The organism is Kitasatospora sp. NPDC057518, from assembly GCF_042802075.1.
Taxonomy (GTDB): Bacteria; Actinomycetota; Actinomycetes; order Streptomycetales; family Streptomycetaceae; genus Kitasatospora.
In genome coordinates, this window is sequence record NZ_JBHVEU010000167.1 from 1 (window position 1) to 17,164 (window position 17,164).

The 17,164-nt window shown below is 74.5% G+C and carries 10 protein-coding genes; 8 read left to right on the plus strand and 2 right to left on the minus strand.

Features of this window, described 5'->3' with window-relative positions:
• Positions 1–5 precede the first annotated feature (5 nt).
• Both ACFU7Z_RS18805 and ACFU7Z_RS18810 read right to left on the minus strand, forming a co-directional pair.
• Positions 6–1,229 carry a C40 family peptidase gene (locus ACFU7Z_RS18805; protein ID WP_380778340.1) on the minus strand — a complete coding sequence of 408 codons (1,224 nt, stop codon included), beginning with the start codon at positions 1,227–1,229 and terminating at the stop codon, positions 6–8.
• Between the two features lie 192 nt (positions 1,230–1,421).
• On the minus strand, positions 1,422–2,672 hold the full coding sequence (locus ACFU7Z_RS18810; RefSeq protein WP_380778342.1) for a cytochrome P450: 1,251 nt from the start codon (positions 2,670–2,672) through the stop codon (positions 1,422–1,424).
• Between the two features lie 397 nt (positions 2,673–3,069).
• On the opposite strand from ACFU7Z_RS18810, the gene ACFU7Z_RS18815 reads away from it, so the two are divergent.
• The 8 genes from ACFU7Z_RS18815 to ACFU7Z_RS18850 all read left to right on the plus strand — a co-directional run bounded on the left by ACFU7Z_RS18815 (position 3,070) and on the right by ACFU7Z_RS18850 (position 17,112).
• Positions 3,070–5,151 carry a HelD family protein gene (locus ACFU7Z_RS18815; RefSeq protein ID WP_380778343.1) on the plus strand — a complete coding sequence of 694 codons (2,082 nt, stop codon included), beginning with the start codon at positions 3,070–3,072 and terminating at the stop codon, positions 5,149–5,151.
• A gap of 238 nt (positions 5,152–5,389) precedes the next feature.
• Positions 5,390–7,027, plus strand: coding sequence for an acyclic terpene utilization AtuA family protein (locus ACFU7Z_RS18820; protein ID WP_380778350.1), 1,638 nt, complete (start codon positions 5,390–5,392; stop codon positions 7,025–7,027).
• A complete protein-coding gene (locus tag ACFU7Z_RS18825; protein WP_380778345.1) occupies positions 7,024–8,622 on the plus strand; it encodes an acyl-CoA carboxylase subunit beta in 1,599 nt (532 codons plus the stop codon). The genes ACFU7Z_RS18820 and ACFU7Z_RS18825 overlap by 4 nt, the downstream gene beginning before the upstream one ends.
• 13 nt (positions 8,623–8,635) lie before the next feature.
• Positions 8,636–10,576, plus strand: coding sequence for an acetyl/propionyl/methylcrotonyl-CoA carboxylase subunit alpha (locus tag ACFU7Z_RS18830; RefSeq protein WP_380778347.1), 1,941 nt, complete (start codon positions 8,636–8,638; stop codon positions 10,574–10,576).
• Positions 10,577–10,589: 13 nt separating this feature from the next.
• A complete protein-coding gene (locus ACFU7Z_RS18835) occupies positions 10,590–11,759 on the plus strand; it encodes an acyl-CoA dehydrogenase family protein (protein ID WP_375873644.1) in 1,170 nt (389 codons plus the stop codon).
• A 393-nt stretch (positions 11,760–12,152) separates the two neighbouring features.
• Positions 12,153–13,751, plus strand: coding sequence for a 4-coumarate--CoA ligase family protein (locus tag ACFU7Z_RS18840; protein ID WP_049659698.1), 1,599 nt, complete (start codon positions 12,153–12,155; stop codon positions 13,749–13,751).
• Between the two features lie 113 nt (positions 13,752–13,864).
• Entirely contained in the window at positions 13,865–14,485 is a 621-nt protein-coding gene (locus ACFU7Z_RS18845) for a TetR/AcrR family transcriptional regulator (protein WP_049655195.1), read from the plus strand.
• A 149-nt stretch (positions 14,486–14,634) separates the two neighbouring features.
• Positions 14,635–17,112: a SpoIIE family protein phosphatase gene (locus ACFU7Z_RS18850; RefSeq protein WP_375873645.1), complete on the plus strand. Its 2,478-nt coding sequence runs from the start codon at positions 14,635–14,637 to the stop codon at positions 17,110–17,112.
• Positions 17,113–17,164: the final 52 nt, after the last annotated feature.

The window sequence follows — 17,164 nt, forward strand, 5'->3', positions numbered from 1 at the left end:
GCTTCCTAGCAGTCGGGGATGGTCGTGCCGTTGTTGTCCTTGGCGGTGTCGTTGCCCCAGCGGGAGAGGTAGAACGCGGACACCCACTGGCCGGCGGGGCCCCCGTCGGCGTCGGTCCTCAGCCACCAGTGGTTGACGCTGCCGCCGTTGGAGACCTCACGGCCCCAGGCCTTGCAGTAGACGTAGTTCGTCCCCTGGTTCAGCGTCCCGGTGGCGTTGGTGGAGGTCGGCGAGGAGTAGACGCTCGCGCTGGCGAAGGTGTCCACCCAGTACTTGCCGGTGGCGGGCGGGGTGCCGCCGCCGGGGCAGGTGGGGATGGTCGTGCCGTTGTTGTCCTTGGCGGTGTCGTTGCCCCAGCGGGACAGGTAGAACGCGGACACCCACTGGCCGCCGGGGCCGGAGTCCGGGTCGGTCTTCAGCCACCAGTGGTTGAAGGCGCTGCCGTTGGAGACCTCGCGGCCCCAGGCCTTGCAGTAGACGTAGTTGGTGCCCTGGTACAGCGTCCCGGTGCTGGTGGTGGAGGTCGGGGAGCCGTACACCGGCGCGTTGGCGAGGGTGTCCACCCAGTACTGGCCGCTGTTCGACGGGGGCGTGGTCGGCGGCGGGGTGGTGGAGCCGGGGCCGTACAGCCGGATGGCGCCGTAGTAGTCGCCGTGCGAGGAGAGCGTCGCCACCTGGACGTAGCCGCCGGAGTAGGGGGCCTCGACTATCCAGCCCTGCCCGAGGTACATCGCGACGTGGTGGATGGTGGAGGCGGTGTTGCCGAAGTACACCAGGTCGCCGGGGAGCAGCGGTGCGGTGCCGTCCGCCCGGTAGTAGCGGGCGACGGCGCGGGAGGTCGGCCACTGGGTCCGGGTGGTGCCGTTGATGACGTCGTCGCCGACCGCCAGGTCGTAGGCGTAGCGGACCATGCCGGAGCAGTCCAGGCCGCGGACGTTGCAGTCGTTGGGGGCGCCGTTGGCGGGGTCGCAGAGGCCGTACGTCGGGCCGGGCTGCGAGCCGTGGCCGCCGCCCCACGAGTACGGGGTGCCGATCAGCCCGCAGGCGGAGCGGACGGCGGCGGTCGCCTGCGGCGCCGCACCGGTGGAGAGCACCCCGCAGGCGGGCGCCGCCTCGGCCGCCCCGGCACCGGCGAAGAACACTCCGACCGACACCAGCAGCGACAGCAGGGCCGCCCACCGCAGCGGGGCGACCAGCCACCGCGACAGAACGTTTACGCGCGTAGTCATGGTCGCGAATACTTCCGGAGCCGCTGACTCCGGGTCAATGGTCCTGTCCCCCATACCTCCTGTGGTCCGCACACTTGCCGGTGTGCAGGTCACGGGCACGACTACCGGCAACAAGGGGGCAGCCCGGCGCGGACGTGCCGCAGCGGCAGCCGGGCCGGGCTGCTCGCCCCCGGGTGGCACCGGGGCGGGCCGTCACACCCCGGCGGCCAGGGCGGGCGTCGGGACGACCCAGAGCTCGGCGGGGCCGTTGATGATGGCGGACTCCAGCCGGGCCGGCGTCGGACGGGACGGGTCCGGGGCGCTGTCGGGGTAGGCGCCGAACAGGCCCTCCAGGGCCACCTCGGTCTCCAGTCGGGCGAGCGGCGCGCCGAGGCAGAAGTGCGGGCCGTAGCCGAAGGCCAGGTGCTCCTTGTCGGGGCGCGTCGGGTCGAAGTCGTCCGGCCGCTCAGGGTGGACCTCCGGGTCCCGGCCGGCCGCGCCGAAGCCGAGCAGGATCGGCTCGCCCCGCCGGATGACCACGCCCTCGCCCAGGTCGACGTCCTCCAGCGGGTAGCGGAGCGGGAGGTGCATCGCCGGGCTCTCGTAGCGCAGGGTCTCCTCGACGACGGCTTCCCAGCCGAGGGTGCCCGCGCGGACCTCGGCCAGGTGGCGGGGGTGGGCGAGGAGGGCCTGGACGGCGCTGGTGATGAGGTTGACCGCGGTCTCGTACCCGGCGCCGAGCATCAGGAAGAGGATGTCGCGGGACTCCTCCTCGCTGCGGCCGGTCCCGTCGCCGGTGTCGACGGCCGCCACGTCGCTGGCGAGGTCCGGGCCGGGGTCGCGCCGCTTGAGCGCCAGCAGCTCGGTCAGCACCACGTTGATCTCCGCGCGGGAGCGCGTCATCTGCTCGTTCGTGGCCGTCGTCGTCAGCAGGGTGTCCATCGCCGTGCCGATGGGCGGCCGCATGTCGGCGGGGACGCCGAAGAGGTCGCAGATCACCGTCATGGTCAGCGGACGCGAGAGGGCGTGGCGCAGGTCCACGGCCTCGCCGGGGCCGAGCGTACGGAACGCGCCGACCAGGGCGGCGGTGGTCTTCTCGATGCCGGGCCGCAGCGCGGACACCCGGCGGGGCGCGAACGAGGGCGCCATCCGGCGCCGGGCCGAGCGGTGTTCGCCGCCGTAGAGGTTGAAGAAGTTCTGCTGGAACGCGATCGGCCCCATCGGCCAGCCCTCGGGCACCGAGGCCAGCCCGGGCCAGTGCCTGCGCGGGTCGCGGGAGATCCGCGGATCGCCGGTGAGGGCGCGGATCACCGAGCTGCGGGTCACGGACCAGGCGATGATGCCGCCGGGGAGTTCGACCCGCACGGCGGGTCCGGCGGAGCGGAGCTCGGCGTTCTGTCGGTGCGGGTCCCGGGCGGTCATGTCCAGCACCGGGCAGCGGCTGACGTCTGGATCTGGAGCCATGGTGTTGCTCCTCAGGATCTCTCGGGGTGCCCCGGGCGGGCCGTGCCGGGGCACGGTCCACCGTCTCCGGGGCCTGTGCTCCGTTGTAGAGGGGTACGGCGCGGCCGTCAACGGGGCCGCGGCCCGTCCGTGGCGTTCGGCGCCGGTCGCCGTGCCGGGTCTTTCCCCTTTTCCCGGGCACGGCACACCATCACCGGCGCCCGGGGCGGGCCCGCCCATAAGGCATACGGGCATCGGGAACGCAAATCGGCGATATGCGGAACGGCGGAATGCGTAATGCGCCGCACGGTCGGCCGTCCTGGAATCGGCGGTAAGGCCATGGCTTCACCAGGTAAGTCAAGACTTACCTTCGAGGGGCTTTGACCGTATGGTGTGGCTCGAATCGAAGGAGTCCCCCATGTCGAATACGAATGATCCCGTTGTCCGCGCGGTTGCGTCGGAGCGGGATTATGTGTCCGCCCTGTATGAATTCCTCGCCGAGCGGCTTTCCGAGGCGCGAATGCACCGGGCGGGTCTACTGAAGGCTCCGGCGGAAAGCGCCGGTGAGGCGTACGAGAGGGAAATCGCCGCCGATCGGTTGGGCAAGGAAATTGGCCGGCTGGAGGGCGCCGAAAAGGGTCTGGTATTCGGGCGGATCGACTGGGCGGACGGCACGGCCCTGCGCATCGGGCGGATCGGGCTGCACCGGGAGGAGGACGACCTGCCCCTACTCGTGGACTGGCGTGCGAACGCGGCGCGGCCGTTCTACGAGGCGACGCCGGTCCACCCGATGGGCCTGCGGCGGCGCCGGCACCTGCGCCTGGAGGAGCGCACGGTCGTCTCGGTGAGCGACGAACTGCTGGACGGCAGCGCCCCGACCGAGGAGGACGTCGTGGGGGACGGCCCGCTGACGGAGGCGCTGTCGGCGCGGCGCACGGGCCGGATGGAGGCGGCCGTCGCCACGCTGCAGGCCGAGCAGGACGAGGTGGTCCGCTCCGCCCACCGCGGGGTGACCGTGGTGCAGGGCGGGCCCGGCACCGGCAAGACGGTGGTCGCCCTGCATCGGGCGGCCTATGTCCTGTACGCGTTCCCGCGCGCCGCCGAGGAGGGCGTCCTGGTGGTGGGCCCGAACGCCCGGTTCCTCGACTACATCTCCCAGGTCCTCCCCTCGCTCGGCGAGAACGACGTCGTCCTGGCGACCTGCCGGGAGCTGGCCGGAGTGTCGCCGGCCGCGGCGGACCGGTTCGACACGGCGCGGCTCAAGGGCGGCGCCGAGCTCGCCGACGCCCTGGCCGGCCTGCTGCGCGCCTACCAGGCCCCCGCCGGCGATTTCACCGTGCGGGTCGGACGGGAGCCGGTCCACCTGTCCGCCGAGGAGGTCGCCACGGCACGCGACGCCGCCGCGGCGGCCGTACCGGGGCACAACCCCGCGCGCCAGGTGTTCAAGGAACTCCTGGTCGACGCCGTCACCGACGCGATGCGACGGGACATGGGCGACGTCCTGGAGCAGATCGACGCCGACACCGTCGCGATGACGGGCCTGGACCTCGACCGGTTCACGGGGGCCGGCCGGCACCGAGGCGAGGGCGCGGCCGACACGGGTCCGGCGCACGAGCTGGACCTGGACGCCCTCCGGGCCGATCTCCTCGACGACGCCGGCCTCGACCGGGCGGTCGAGGCGCTGTGGCCGCGGCTGGCACCCGGCGACCTCGTGCGGGCGCTGCTGACGGACGCCGACGCCCTCGCCGAGCAGCTGCCCCGCCTGACCGCGCCGGAGCGGTCCCTGCTGCTGCGCGGTCCGGACGCCCCGTGGACCGATGCCGACGTGCCGCTGCTGGACGAGGCGGCGAGCCTGGTCGACGGCCCTCCGGAGCGGACGTACGGGCACGTCGTCGTCGACGAGGCGCAGGAACTGACCGCCATGCAGTGGCGGATGATCGTCCGCCGCTGCCCGGCGAGGGCGATGACGTTGGTCGGCGACTTCGCCCAGGCGGGCCCGGTCGCGACGGCGCGCGACTGGAAGGAGGCGCTGGCCCCCCACGTCGGACCGCGGTTCAGGCTGCACGACCTGACCGTCAGCTACCGCACCACGCAGGAGATCCTGGAGAGCGTCCGGGGCCTGCTCGCGCGGATCGCCCCGGAGCAGAAGCCCACCCGGTCGCTTCGCGCCGGTGAGAGCCCCCGCACCGTGACCACGCCCCCGGACGGGTTGGCCGCCGCCGTCCTCCGGGAACTCCAGGCCCAGAGCGCCGCGCACCCGGGCGAGCTGCTGGGAGTGGTCTGCGCGGACACCAGGGTGGGCGAGCTGACGGCCCGGGGCGTCGCCCACCACGCGCGCGTCGTACCGGCCTCCGAGGCGCGCGGCCTGGAGTTCGACGGGGTCCTCGTCGTGGACCCGGAGGAGATCACCGCGGCCCGCCCCGGCGGAGAGCGGGACCTGTACGTGGCCCTGACCAGGGCCACCAAGCGCCTCTGCACGATCACCGTGCAGCCCGCCTGACGCCCTGGCGCCCGCGCCGCCGCCGCGGGCGCGCCCGGCGCGGGTACACCGGATCGCAGAAAACAAGCAAGCGTGATTGCTTTTTTCTGCGGGCGGTGCCACGCTGCTGGCGGTGGTGCCCCTCGAAGGGTGCGCCCAACTCACCGGCAGGGGAGGCGCATTGGTGCGCGACGGCGCGGTACTGCGGATCGGCAACGCCTCGGGGTTCTACGGGGACCGCTTCGCCGCGGTGCGGGAGATGCTCACCGGCGGGCCGCTGGACGTGCTCACCGGGGACTACCTGGCCGAGCTGACCATGCTGATCCTCGCCCGGGACCGGCTGAAGGACCCGTCGCTGGGCTACGCCCGGACCTTCCTGCGCCAGATGGAGGAGTGCCTCGGCCTGGCCCGCGAGCGCGACGTGAAGATCGTGGTCAACGCGGGCGGCCTCAACCCGGCCCGGCTCGCCGAGGAGCTGCGCGCGCTGGCCCGGCGGCTCGGCGTCGAGGCGGCCGTCGCCCATGTCGAGGGCGACGACCTGCTCCCGCGCCGGGACGAACTCGGGCTGCCGGAAGGCCTGTTGGCCGCCAACGCCTACCTCGGCGGGTTCGGCATCGCCGCCTGCCTGAGCGGCGGCGCCGACGTGGTGGTGACCGGCCGGGTGACGGACGCGGCGCTGGTCGTCGGCCCCGGGATCGCCCGCTTCGGCTGGACCCCGGAGGACCTGGACGCCCTGGCCGGCGCCGTGGTGGCCGGGCACGTCCTGGAGTGCGGCGCCCAGGCGACCGGCGGCAACTACGCCTTCTTCCACGAGCACGACGTGACCCGCCCCGGCTTCCCGCTGGCCGAACTGCGCGCCGACGGCTCCAGCGTGATCACCAAGCACCCGGGCACCGGCGGCGCCGTCACCACCGGCACCGTCACCGCCCAACTCCTGTACGAGACCGGCGGACCGCGCTACCTCGGCCCGGACGTCACGGCCCGGCTGGACACCGTGCGGCTCACCGAGGAGGGGCCGGACCGGGTCCGGATCGACGGCGTGCGCGGCGAGGCCCCGCCGCCCACCCTGAAGGCGGGCCTCAACCGGCTCGGCGGCCACCTCAACGAGGTGGTGTACGTCCTCACCGGCCTGGACATCGAGGCCAAGGCCGCCCTGGTGCGGCGGCAGTTCGCCGACGCGCTGCCGCCCGCCGCCCGTCCCGCCGAGCTGCGCTGGACCCTCGTCCGCACCGACCACCCGGACGCCGCCACCGAGGAGACCGCCTCCGCGCTGCTGCGGCTGACCGCCCGGGACCAGGACCCGGCCAAGGTCGGGCGCCAACTAGGCAAGGCCGCGGTCGAATCGGGGCTGTCCGGGTACCCGGGCTTCCACCTCACCGCCCCGCCCGGACCGGGCACGCCGTACGGGGTGTTCAGCGCCGTGTCCGTCGACCCGAAGGCCGTCGAGCACACCGCCGTCCTGCCGGACGGCCGCCGGATCGGCGTACCGCCGGCGCCCGTCACCGGCCACGCGGCCCAACCCGACCGGCCCGAAGCCGAGTTGCCCGAACCGCTCCCCGAGGGCCCGACCCGGCGGGCCCCGCTCGGCCTGGTGGCCGGCGCCCGCAGCGGCGACAAGGGCGGGGACGCCAACCTCGGCGTCTGGGCCCGCTCGGAGGACGGCTGGCGCTGGCTGGCGCACGTCCTCACCGTGGAGAAGCTGCGCGAACTCCTGCCCGAGACCGAGGAGTTGCCCGTCGCCAGGCACCTGCTGCCGAACCTGCGGGCGGTCAACTTCACCCTCACCGGCCTGCTCGGCGAGGGCGTCGCCGCCCGGCACCGCTTCGACCCGCAGGCCAAGGCCCTCGGGGAGTGGCTGCGCGCCCGCCACCTCGACATCCCGGAGGTCCTGCTGTGACCGTCCTGCCCACCCGCGTCGACCCGGCCGGGCCCGAGTACGCCGGGCACCGCGCCGCGATGGTCGCCAAGCTCGCCGAGCTCGACGCCGAGCACGCCAAGGCGCTGGCGGGCGGCGGCCCCCGGTACGTGGAGCGCCACCGCGGGCGCGGCAAGCTGCTGGCCCGCGAGCGGATCGAGCTGCTGGTCGACCCGGACTCCCCGTTCCTGGAGCTGTCCCCGCTGGCCGCCTGGGGGAGCGACTACCCGGTGGGCGCGGCCCTGGTCACCGGCATCGGGGTGGTCGAGGGCGTCGAGTGCGTGATCACCGCCAACGACCCGACGGTGCGCGGCGGCGCCAGCAACCCCTGGACCCTGCGCAAGGCCCTGCGGGCCAACGAGATCGCGCTGGAGAACCGCCTCCCGCTGGTCAACCTGGTCGAGTCCGGCGGCGCCGACCTGCCCAGCCAGAAGGAGATCTTCATCCCCGGCGGCGCCCTGTTCCGCGACCTCACCCGGCTCTCCGCCGCCGGAGTCCCCACCGTGGCCGTGGTGTTCGGCAACTCGACGGCCGGCGGCGCCTACGTGCCCGGCATGTCCGACCACACCGTGCTGGTCAAGGAGCGCGCCAAGGTCTTCCTCGGCGGCCCGCCGCTGGTGCGGATGGCCACCGGCGAGGAGGCCGACGACGAGTCGCTCGGCGGCGCCGAGATGCACGCCCGGGTCTCCGGGCTGGCCGACCACGTCGCGGCGGACGAGGCGGACGCGCTGCGGATCGCCCGCCGGATCGTCGCCCGGCTCGACCACCGCAAGCCCGGCCCCGGCCCGGACCGGAGCGCCGAGCCGCCCAGGTACGACGAGGAGGAGCTGCTGGGCATCGTCCCGGGCGACCTCAAGGTGCCCTTCGACCCGCGCGAGGTGATCGCCCGGATCGTCGACGGCTCCGACTTCGACGAGTTCAAGCCGCTCTACGGCACCAGCCTGGCCACCGGCTGGGCGCGCCTGCACGGCTATCCGGTCGGCGTCCTGGCCAACGCCCAGGGCGTGCTGTTCAGCCAGGAGTCCCAGAAGGCCGCCCAGTTCATCCAGCTGGCGAACCGGCGGAACACCCCGCTGCTGTTCCTGCACAACACCACCGGCTACATGGTCGGCAAGGACTACGAGCAGGGCGGCATCATCAAGCACGGCGCGATGATGATCAACGCCGTCGCCAACTCCACCGTCCCGCACCTGTCCGTGCTGATGGGCGCCTCCTACGGGGCCGGCCACTACGGCATGTGCGGCCGGGCGTACGAACCGCGCTTCCTCTTCTCCTGGCCGAGCGCCAAGTCCGCCGTGATGGGCCCGCAGCAGCTCGCCGGGGTGCTGTCGATCGTCGCCCGGCAGTCGGCCGCGGCGAAGGGCCGGCCGTACGACGAGGACGCGGACGCGGCGATCCGGGCGATGGTCGAGCAGCAGATCGAGGCCGAGTCCCTGCCGGTGTTCCTGTCCGGCCGGCTCTACGACGACGGCGTCATCGACCCGCGTGACACCCGTACGGTGCTCGGCCTCTGCCTGTCCGCGATCCACAACGCCCCGGTCGAGGGCGCGCGTGGCTACGGCGTCTTCCGGATGTGAGGGACCCCAGACGATGATCACCAACCTGCTGGTCGCCAACCGGGGCGAGATCGCCCGCCGGGTCTTCCGGACCTGCCGGGAACTCGGCATCGCGACCACCGCCGTCCACTCCGACCCGGACGCCGGCGCCCCGCACGTGCGCGAGGCCGACGCCGCCGTCCGGCTGCCCGGCGCCGCGCCCGCGGACACCTACCTGCGCGCCGACCTGCTCGTCCGGGCCGCGCTCGCCGCCGGGGCCGACGCCGTCCACCCCGGGTACGGATTCCTCTCCGAGAACGCCGACTTCGCGCGGGCCGTGCTGGACGCGGGCCTGGCCTGGATCGGCCCGCCGCCCGCCGCGATCGCCGCGATGGGCTCCAAGACCGCCGCCAAACGGCTGATGGCCGAGGCCGGGGTGCCGGTGCTGGGCGCGCTCACCGAGCCCGCCGAGGCCGACCTGCCGCTGCTGGTCAAGGCCGCGGCGGGCGGCGGCGGGCGCGGCATGCGGGTCGTCCGGAGCCTGGCCGACCTCCCCGGCGAACTCGCCGCCGCCCGCGCGGAGGCGGCCAAGGCCTTCGGCTCGGACGAGGTGTTCTGCGAGCGCTACCTGCCCGCCGGGCGGCACGTCGAGGTTCAGCTGCTGGCCGACGCCCACGGCACCGTCTGGGCGGTCGGCGACCGGGACTGCTCGCTGCAGCGGCGGCACCAGAAGGTGATCGAGGAGGCCCCGGCCCCCGGCCTGCCGCCGGAGGTCCGCGCCGAGCTGCACGCGGCGGCCCGCGCCGCGGCCCGGGCGATCGGCTACACGGGCGCCGGCACCGCCGAGTTCCTGCTCGCCGGGGACGGCCGGTTCTTCTTCCTGGAGATGAACACCCGCCTCCAGGTCGAACACCCGGTCACCGAGGCCGTCACCGGCCTGGACCTGGTGGCCCTGCAACTCGCCGTCGCCGAGGGCGCCGAGCTGCCGCCCGACCCCCCGGCCCCCGGCGGCCACGCGATCGAGGCCCGGCTCTACGCCGAGGACCCGGCCAAGGACTGGCAGCCGGCCACCGGCACCCTGCACCGGTTCGAACTGACGCTCCCGTACCAGGAGTTCACCTGCGTCGAAGCGGGCTCCGGCACCGGCCTCCGGCTGGACTCCGGCGTGGAGTCCGGCAGCGAGATCACCCCGCACTACGACGCGATGCTCGCCAAGGTGATCGCCTGGGGGCCCACCCGCGCGGCCGCCGCCCGCCGGCTCGCCGACGCGCTCGCCCGCGCCCGCGTCCACGGCCCGGCCACCAACCGGGAGCTGCTGGTCCGGGCGCTGCGCCACCCGGCCTTCCTGGCCGCGGACCTGCACACCGGCTTCCTGGCCGAGCACGCCGCCGACCTCACCGCCCCGGACACCAAGGACGTCGACCGCGCCGCCCTGGCCGCCGCCCTCGCCGACGCCGCCGGCCGCCGCGGCGCGCTGCCCTCCGGCTGGCGCAACCTGCCCTCCCAGCCGCAGCTCAAGCGCTACCGGGCCGAGGACGGCACCGAGGCGGCCGTCCGCTACCGGCACACCCGCACCGGCCTGCTGGCCGAGGACGACCCGGACGTCGAGCTCGTCGAGGCCGCGCCGGACCGGGTCGTGCTGTCCGAGGGCGGGCTGCGCCGCACCTACCGCGTCGCCCGGTACGGCGACCGGGTGCACGTCGACACCCCGGCCGGCGGCACCGCGCTCACCGCCCTGCCGCGCTTCCCCGAACCCGTCGTCCGCACCGACCCCGGCGCGCTGCTCGCCCCGATGCCCGGCACCGTCGTCCGGGTCGCCGCCGCCGTCGGGGACACCGTCGCCGCCGGCCGGCCGCTGCTGGTGCTGGAGGCGATGAAGATGGAGCACCGCGTCGTCGCCCCGGTCGACGGCACCCTCGTCGAACTGCGCGCCACCCCCGGCCGGCAGGTCGAAACCGGCACCCTGCTGGCCGTCGTCCGGCCCACCGAAGCCTGAGGAAGGACCCCGCATGTCCATCGGCAGTCAGCTCCTGGAGACCCCCGAACGCCAGACCCTGCGCCGGGCCGTCGGCGACCTCGGCCGCCGCTACGGCTCCGCCTACTACCTCGCCAAGGCCCGGGCCGGCGAGCCCGCCGACGAACTGTGGGCGGAGGCCGGCAAGGCCGGCTACCTCGGCGTCAACCTGCCCGCCGAGTACGGCGGCGGGGGCGGCGGCATCACCGACCTCGCCATCGTCCTGGAGGAGCTCGGCGCCGCCGGCTGCCCGCTGCTGATGCTGATCGTCTCCCCGGCGATCTGCGGCACCGTGATCGCCCGCTACGGCACCCCGGAGCAGCAGCGGCGCTGGCTGCCCGGCCTGGCCGACGGCAGCCGCAGGATGGCCTTCGGCATCACCGAACCGGACGCCGGCTCGAACTCGCACCGGATATCCACCGTCGCCCGCCGGGACGGCGAGGACTGGCTGCTGACCGGCCGCAAGGTCTTCGTCTCCGGCATCGACCACTCCGACGCGGTGCTGTTCGTGGCCCGCACCGAGGACGCACGGACGGGGAAGCTGAAGCCCTGCCTGTTCGTCGTCCCGCGCGACACCCCCGGCTTCGAGTACCGGGCGATCCCGATGGAACTCGTCGCCCCGGAGAAGCAGTTCCAGGTCTTCCTGGACGACGTCCGGCTGCCCGCCGACGCCCTGGTCGGCGACGAGAACGCGGGTCTGCTCCAGCTGTTCGCCGGTCTCAACCCCGAGCGCGTCCTCACCGCAGCCTTCTCGCTCGGCCTCGCCCGCCAGGCCCTCGGCAAGGCCGTCGAGTACGCGAAGACCCGCACCGTCTGGTCCACCCCGATCGGCGCCCACCAGGGCCTGGCCCACCCGCTGGCCCAGTGCGCGGTGGAGATCGAACTGGCCCGGCTGATGACCCAGAAGGCCGGGCTGCTCTACGACGCGGGCGAGGACCTCGCCGCCGGGGAGGCCGCCAACATGGCCAAGTACGCGGCGGGGGAGGCCGCCGCCCGGACGGTGGACCAGGCGGTGCAGACCCTCGGCGGCAACGGCCTGACCCAGGAGTACGGGCTGGGCGCGCTGCTGACCGCCACCCGGGTCGGCCGGGTCGCCCCGGTCAGCCGCGAGATGGTGCTCAACTACGTCGCCCAGCACACCCTCGGGCTGCCGAAGTCGTACTGAGCGGCCGCCGCCGGTGGTCCTGAGCAGCCGCCGCCGCACACGCCACCCCGGTCGGCCACCCGTTCGGTGTCGCCCGCCAGGGTGGTGCCGGCGCAGGCCTTGACGTAGCCCCCGCCACCGGGCGCGGCCGGAGCGGCAGGAGCGGGACGGGGCCGGACAGGGGCCCCACAGCGGGGAGTTCCGGGGGCGGGGCCGCTCCCGGAGGCGGGCGGCCGTGGTGCGCGCCCTCCGGTCGGGCGCCCCCCGGGAGCGACCGTGCCACGGATGGTCCATTACGGGTTCCCCACAATGGCCGAGCCAGGCCCCCTACTGTCCGTATGCTCCTGAACGCGCCCCGCACGGAACTGCTAGCCGGTTTTGTTGCTACGTCAACTTCCATACTGGAGGCCCACCTTGGTGTTCCGAAGCGAGTTCCCCGACGTTGCCGTGGTCGACCTGCCGATCCACGAGGCGGTGCTCGGCGCCGCGGCGAAGTACGGCGACCGCCCGGCCCTGATCGACGGCGTCACCGGCGAGACCACCAGCTACGCCCAACTCGCCGACGCCGTCGAGCGGGTGGCCGCCGGACTGGCCGAGACAGGCGTCCGCCGCGGCGACGTCGTCGCCCTCTTCAGCCCCAACTCGACCGCCTACCCGATGGCCTACTACGGCGCGACCAGGGCCGGCGCCACCGTCACCACCGTCTCGTCCTTCGCCACCCCCGCCGACCTCGCCGGCCAGCTGCGCGACAGCGGCGCCCGCTGGCTCGTCACCGTCTCCCGCTTCCTGCCGACCGCCCGTGCGGCCGCCGAACTCCTCGCCGAACAGGGCCGCCCGCTGGCCGAGACCGTCGTCCTGGACGGCGCCGAGGGCCACCGCTCGCTCGCCGACCTGCTGGCCGCCACCGGCCCCGCCCCCGAGGTCGCCATCGACCCGGGCGAGGACATCGCCGTGCTGCCCTACTCCAGCGGCACCACCGGCCTGCCCAAGGGCGTGATGCTCACCCACCGCTCGATCGCCACCAACCTCTCCCAGTGCGACGCCCTCTACCGCCCCGCCGAGGGCGAACGGGTGCTCGCCGTCCTGCCGTTCTTCCACATCTACGGACTGGCCGCGCTGCTCAACCAGCCGCTGCGCTGCGGCGCCACCGTGGTCGTGCTGCCCCGCTTCGACCTGGAGCAGTTCTGCCGCACCGTCCAGGAGCACCGGGTGCAGGCCCTGGTGGTGGCCCCGCCGATCGCCCTCGCGCTGGCCCGGCACCCCGTCGTCGAGCAGTACGACCTCTCCTCGGTCGAGTACCTGCTGTGCGCCGCCGCCCCGCTCGACCACGAACTCGCCGACGCCTGCGCCCGGCGCCTGGGCCTGCCGCACCTGCTCCAGGGCTACGGCATGACCGAGCTCTCCCCGGTCACCCACGTCGTCTCCCCGCGCGAGGGCGACCCCTCGCCCGGCTCGGTCGGCCGGATGGTCCCCTCCACCGAGCTGCGGATCACCGCCCTGGACGGCTCCGACGGCGACCTCGGGCCCGGCGAGCCCGGCGAGCTGCTGATCCGCGGCCCGCAGGTGATGAAGGGCTACTTCGGCCGCCCCTCCGAGACCGCCGCGGTGGTCGACGCCGAGGGCTGGCTGCACACCGGCGACGTCGGCTTCGTGGACGAGCGCGGCTACCTGTACATCGTCGACCGGGTCAAGGAGCTGATCAAGTACAAGGGCTACCAGGTCGCCCCCGCCGAACTGGAGGCCGTCCTGCTCGGCCACCCGCAGATCACCGACGCCGCCGTGATCGGCGTCCCGGACGCCGAGGGCACCGAGTGCCCCAAGGCCTTCGTGGTCCGCGCCCCGGGCAGCACCCTGACCGCCGAGGAGGTCACCGGGTACGTCGCCGGACAGGTCGCCCCGTACAAGAAGGTCCGCCTGGTGGAGTTCGTCGACACCGTCCCCAAGTCCGCGGCCGGCAAGATCCTGCGCCGCGAACTGCGCGCCCGCGAGGCCGGGCGCGCCGCCGCCCGCTGACCGGCCGGGGCCGCCCCGGCGGCCGGGGACCGGGGCGCGTCTGTGAGGATCGTCCCGCCGCGCCCCGACCGGCACCCGCCGCGCCCCGACCGGAACAGGAACCGCCCGCCGCCATGACCAGCCACCCCGCCGCCCGCACCCCGCAGCAGGACCGCAGCCGAGCGACCAGGGCCCGGCTGCTCGCGGCGGCCGTGGACTGCCTGGCCGAACTCGGCTGGCACGGCTCCACCGTCACCGTCGTCGCCGAACGGGCCGGGGTCTCCCGGGGCGCGGCCCAGCACCACTTCCCGACCCGCGAGGACCTCTTCACCGCGGCCGTCGAGCACGTCACCGCCGAGCGGCTGGCAGCCGTCCGCGCCCACGCGGACGAGCTGCCGACCGCCGGCCCCGACCGCACCGGGGCCGTGGTCGACATGATCGTGCGGCTCTACACCGGCCCGCTGTTCCGCGCCGCCCTGCACCTGTGGACCGCCGCCGCCACCGAGGAGGCGCTGCGCGAGCGGATCATCGCCCTGGAGGGCCACGTCGGCCGGGAGGCCCACCGGGCCGCCGTCGAGTTCCTGGACGCCGACGAGAGCCGCCCCGGGGTGCGCGAATCCGTGCAGGCCACGCTGGACCTCGCCCGCGGACTGGGCCTCGCCAACCTGCTCACCGACGACAGCCACCGACGTTCCGGCGTGATCCGGCAGTGGGCGGGCGTTCTGGAGAGTACGCTGCGGCCGGTACGCCCATGACGCCCGTACACCCGGAGCGACCGGACGCCCCCTGACCAAAGGGGTCGCCGGGCGGCCGATGTCCGTGCAGTCTGGAGAAGAATCCCGGCCGGCACCGACCGCGAGGCCCACCCGGCCGGGCACGAGCCGAACCGGGGTGCTGCCTGATCATGCACGGACACGAGTGGGACGCGACCGCCGCCGACCCGGCACCGGGCCGTGCCCCGGTACGTCCCGAGGGCGCGAACCCCGAAGGCCACCGGCTCGTCCCGCTCGCGACGGCGCTGCTCCAGGACGACGGACTGATCCTGCACTGGAGCGAGGACGCCGAGGCCCTGCTCGGCTACTCCGCCGAGGAGGCCGTCGGCAGCTACGCCGCCCAGCTGCTCACCGACGGGTCCGACCGCTCCGAGGTGCTCGGCCTCTTCCAGCGGATCATGACCGGCAGCGGCTGGTCCGGCGTCTTCCCGGTGCGCCACCGCGACGGCCACAAGGTCGAGCTGGAGTTCCGCACCTACCCGATAGCCGGCCCGGCCGGCACCCTGCTGCTGCTCGCCACCGCCTCCGACACCCGCGCCCTGCACGCCGTCGAGGCCGACCTCGCGGTCCTGGACGGCATCTTCGGCCGCTCACCGATCGGCATGGCCGTCTACGACACCGGACTGCGCTACATCCGGATCAACGAGGCACTCGCCCGGATGAACGGGGTGCCCGTCGCCGCCCACCTCGGCCGCCGGATATCCGCCGTCCTGCCCGGCATCAACAGCGCCGAGATCGAGCAGATCATGCGCCAGGTGCTCAAGACCGGCAAGCCCGTCGTCGACGCCCGCTCGCACGGCCGGGTCCCCGGCGACCCCCGGCGGGACCGCGCCTGGTCCGCCTCCTACTTCCGGCTCGAGGACTCCACCGGCCGGATCTTCGGGGTCTGTTCCTCGATCATCGACGTCACCGAGCGCTTCCAGGCCGAGGCCCGCGCCGCCCGGGCCCAGGAACGGCTCGCCACCATCGCCGAGGCGACCGCCCGGATCGGCACCACCCTCGACCTCCAGCGCACCGCCGAGGAACTGATCGAGGCCGTCGTCCCCCGGTTCGCCGACTTCGCCACCGTCGACCTGCTGGAGCCGGTGCTGCGCGGCGCCGAGCCCACCGCGATCCCCTCCGACCGGAACGTCACGCTCCGCGCCGTCGCCGTCGGGGAGTCCTACGAGAGCGGCCTCGCGCACGCCGTGGACGTGGTCGGCGAGACCTCCGAGTACGCCCCCGACCGCAGCTACACCCAGTGCCTGCGCGCCGGGAAGCCGCTGCTGCGCACCCACGTGGACGAGGACGTGCTGCGCGGGCTGGTCTCCAGCGAGGACCGGGTGGCCCCCGGGATGGCGGCGGGCATCCACTCGTACCTGATGGTGCCGATCACCGCCCGGGGCATGGTGCTCGGCGGCTCCGAGTTCATCCGGATGCGCAACCCCGAGCCGTTCACCGCCGCCGACGTCGCCCTCGCCGAGGAACTGGTCGCCCGCACCGCGCTGGCCCTCGACAACGCCCGGCTCTACCGCCGCGAGCGGGAGACCGCCCTCACCCTCCAGCGCAGCCTGCTGCCGCAGGAGGTGCACCGCACCCTCGGCCTGGAGATCGCCTACCGCTACCTGCCCAGCAGCGTGGTCAGCGAGGTCGGCGGCGACTGGTTCGACGTGGTGCCGCTGTCCTGCGGGAGAGTCGCCCTGGTGGTCGGCGACGTGATGGGCCACGGCATCCGGGCCGCCGCCACGATGGGCCAGCTGCGCACCGTCGCCCGGACCCTCGCCACCCTCGACATGCCGCCGGAGCAGGTCCTCACCCGGCTGGACGAGACCGCCTCGGGAATCGGCGAGGGCCAGTTCGCCACCTGCATCTGCGCGGTGTACGACCCGCTGGAGCGCACCGTCCAGGTCGCCTCGGCCGGGCACCTGCCGCCGGTCCGGGTCGCCCCCGACGGCACCGCCGCCCGGGTGGACGTGCCGCCCGGGGTGCCGCTGGGCGTCGGCGGGGTGGCCTTCGAGTCGATCGAGTTCACCATCCCCGAGGGCGGCATGGTCACGCTCTACACCGACGGCCTGGTCGAGCGGCGCGGCGAGGACCTGGACGCCGGGATCGACCGGCTCGCCAGCACCCTCTCCGGCCCCGGCCGGACCCTGGAGGAGAACTGCGACGCCGTCCTCGCGGCGCTGGTCACCGACGGCACCGAGGACGACATCGCGATGATCATGGCCCGGGTGCTGCCGCTGCCCGCCGACCGGGTCGCCACCCTGCCGCTGTCCGGCGGCGGCCGGCTGCCCGGCAGGGCCCGCCGCTTCACCCGCGCCACCCTGGAGGCCTGGGGCCTGGCCGCGCTCACCGACTACGCCGAGCTGCTGGTCAGCGAGCTGGTCACGAACGCCCTGCTGCACGCCGACGCCCCGCGCCGGCTTCGGCTGTTCCGCGACCGGGTGCTCACCCTGGAGGTCGCCGACGCCGGCGGCCAGACCCCACAGCTGCGCCCGTTCGCCGAGCAGGACGAGGGCGGGCGCGGGATGTTCCTGGTCAGCGAGCTGGCCCAGCGCTGGGGCAGCCGGCTCACCCGGGACGGCAAGGTGGTCTGGGCCGAGCTGGAGCTGCCGTTCGGGGTCTCGTAGGTCCCGTAAGGAACGGTGGTTCCGTACACGAGAACGGCCGTTCCCCCCGGGG